Annotated in this window: 3 protein-coding genes; all 3 read left to right on the top strand. The window is 66.9% G+C overall.

Features of this window, described 5'->3' with window-relative positions; genetic code table 11:
* The coding region (locus VF662_RS03245; RefSeq protein WP_464137637.1) for a substrate-binding domain-containing protein at positions 1–519 on the top strand (519 nt) is incomplete at its 5' end.
* Between the two features lie 126 nt (positions 520–645).
* Positions 646–2,028 (top strand): phosphate ABC transporter permease subunit PstC, encoded by a 1,383-nt coding sequence (gene pstC, locus VF662_RS03240; protein ID WP_464137635.1) that lies wholly within the window; start codon positions 646–648, stop codon positions 2,026–2,028.
* A partial coding sequence (locus tag VF662_RS03235; RefSeq protein WP_464137634.1) for a DUF3333 domain-containing protein occupies positions 2,021–2,746 on the top strand: 726 nt, incomplete at its 3' end. The genes pstC and VF662_RS03235, both read left to right, overlap by 8 nt.

Raw genomic sequence — 2,746 nt, 5'->3', positions numbered from 1 at the left:
TCCGGCACCCGCGACAGCTTCGCCGAGCTCATCCTCGAAAAAGGCTGCGAGGCCGATCCGGCGATGAAGGCTCTGAAGGAGACGGACAAGGACCGTCACAAGGATCTCTGCACCAAGATCCGCGAGGACGGCGCCTATGTGGAAGCTGGCGAGAATGACAATCTTCTCGTCCAGAAGGTCGCTGCCAATCCCGGCGCGATCGGGATCCTCGGCTACAGCTTCATGGAAGAGAATGCCGGCACCGTCCGCGGCATCCCGCTCGGCGGCATCGCTCCGACCGCGGCGACCATCAGCGACCTTTCCTATCCGGGGGCCCGGCAGGTCTACATCTATGCCAAGGGCGAGCACATGAACGTGATCCCCGGCATGAAGGAGTTCCTCGCCGAATATGCCAAGGCCTGGGGCAAGGGCGGCTATCTCGAGCAGCGCGGCCTCATCCCCTCGCCCGCCGACGTGCAGGCGAAGGCGGCGCAGGCGGTGCAGTCGCTGACGACCGTCAATGCGGCCGAGCTGAAGTAACCTCCCCTCCCTGCTCGCAGGGAGGGGCCGGGGGTGGACACGCCTCCGGGTAAATCGAAGCGGGTGACGAAACACCCAACCCTACCCCCCCCCCTGCGCGCAGGGGGGGAAGTTTAGGATCAACTCTTGTCCGTTGCCGCTCTTGCATTGCTGATCCTCGGCCTGGGCCTCGCGGCCTGGCTGGCGGCGCGCGCCAAGGCGGCGGCTTTCGCCAGCCCGGGCAAGGCTCGGCCGCACTCGCTTCCGGGCTTCCACGGCTGGTACGTGGCCCTCTGGGCGGTGCTGCCAGCCTTGCTGTTCCTTGCAGTCTGGGCGCCGGTCTCGGGCAACCTCGTCATGCAGGCGGTGAACGAAAGCCCCGCCGCGGCCTCGCTGCCGCCGTTCGAGATGCAGCGGCAGGCGATCCTCACCGAGGCGCGCGAGGTCGCCGAGGGCACGCGCCAGGCCGCCTTCAATCCCGAGGCGGAGGCGCTTTCGCCGGTCTACGGAGCCGCCGCCTCCCGCTACGCGACGATCGGTACCGTCGTCGCCCTGCTCCTCGCCTTTGCCGGCGGCGGCTATGCGTTCACCCGCGTCTCCCCCGCCTTCCGCGCCCGCACCCGAGTCGAGCGGCTGGTGATGGCGACGCTTCTGATCGCCTCGCTGATCGCAATCCTGACGACGCTGGGCATCGTGCTGTCGCTGCTGTTCGAGTCGCTCCGCTTCTTCTCGATGGTTTCCCCGATCGAGTTCCTGTTCGGCACCAACTGGAGCCCGCAGACCGCGATGCGGGCCGATCAGGCCGGCTCGTCGGGAGCGTTCGGGGCCGTGCCGCTCTTCTGGGGCACAATCTTCATCGGCGCGATCATCGCCATGATCGTTGCGATCCCGCTCGGGCTGATGAGCGCCATCTACCTCACCCAATATGCCTCGGCGCGGGTGCGGCGCTGGATGAAGCCGCTGCTCGAGGTGCTCGCCGGCGTTCCCACGGTGGTCTACGGCTACTTCGCCGCTCTCACCGTCGCTCCCGCAATCCGCGACTTCGCGGTGATGCTCGGCATCCCCGGCTCCTCGGAATCCGCGCTCGCCGCCGGCCTCGTCATGGGCATCATGATCATCCCCTTCGTCTCCTCCATGGCCGACGATTCGATTGCCGCGGTGCCGCAGGCGATGCGCGACGGCTCCCTTGCAATGGGCGCGACCACTTCGGAGACGATCAAGAAGGTGCTCGTCCCAGCCGCCCTTCCAGGCGTCGTCGGCGGCGTTCTCCTCGCCGTCAGCCGGGCAATCGGAGAGACGATGATCGTGGTGATGGCTGCCGGCCTCGCGGCGAACCTAACCGCCAATCCGTTCGAAAGCGTCACCACCGTGACGACCCAGATCGTCCAGCTGCTGACCGGCGATCAGGAATTCGACAGCCCGAAGACCCTCGCCGCCTTCGCGCTCGGTCTCGTCCTGTTCATCGTCACACTGCTCCTCAACATCGTCGCCTTGCGCGTCGTCAAAAAGTACCGCGAAGCTTATGAGTGACGCCGCCGCCCGCACCCCCACCGACTGGAAGGCGGATGCGATGCAGAAGCGCATACGCGGCCGCTATGCGGCCGAGCGGCGCTTCCGCTATCTCGGCCTCGGCGCCGTGCTTCTATCCACCGCGTTCCTCGCCTTCCTCCTGATCACGATGCTCGGCAACGGCGTCCGCGGTTTTACTCAGACCGAGGTTCGCCTCGGCATTGATTTCCCCAAGAGCGAGCTGTTCCTCGATCCGGCGACGCTCAAGGGTCCGGGCGCCGATGCCGCGCTTGCGACGGCCGACATCGACAGCGTGGTTCGCGCCTCCGCCACCGCCAGCTACGGCCCGCCCGGAGCGGAGATGCTCTCCGACACGGCATGGCTGCGGGTGCGCGAGGCGATCAAGCAGGATCCTTCGGTCCTCACCCGCACCGACAGCTTCTGGCTTCCCGCATCGAGCGCGCTAGACCTTGCCGCCAAGGGCGACTCCCCGCCCGAAGCCGAACGGCTCCACGCTGAGCTCGAAGCAAAGGATGCGGTCCGCACCGGCTTCAACTGGAATTTCCTCACCGGCGCCGACGCGACCGATCCCTCGGCGGTCGGCATCTGGGGCGCGTTCAAGGGTTCACTTCTGACGATGCTGGTGACCCTTGCACTCGCCTTCCCGATCGGCGTGCTCTCCGCCGTCTATCTCGAGGAATATGCGCCGCGGAACCGCTGGACCGATATGATCGAGGTG

The organism is Allosphingosinicella sp., assembly GCF_036387215.1.
Classification (GTDB): Bacteria; Pseudomonadota; Alphaproteobacteria; order Sphingomonadales; family Sphingomonadaceae; genus Allosphingosinicella.
This window is presented reverse-complemented; position numbering and strand designations above follow the sequence as displayed.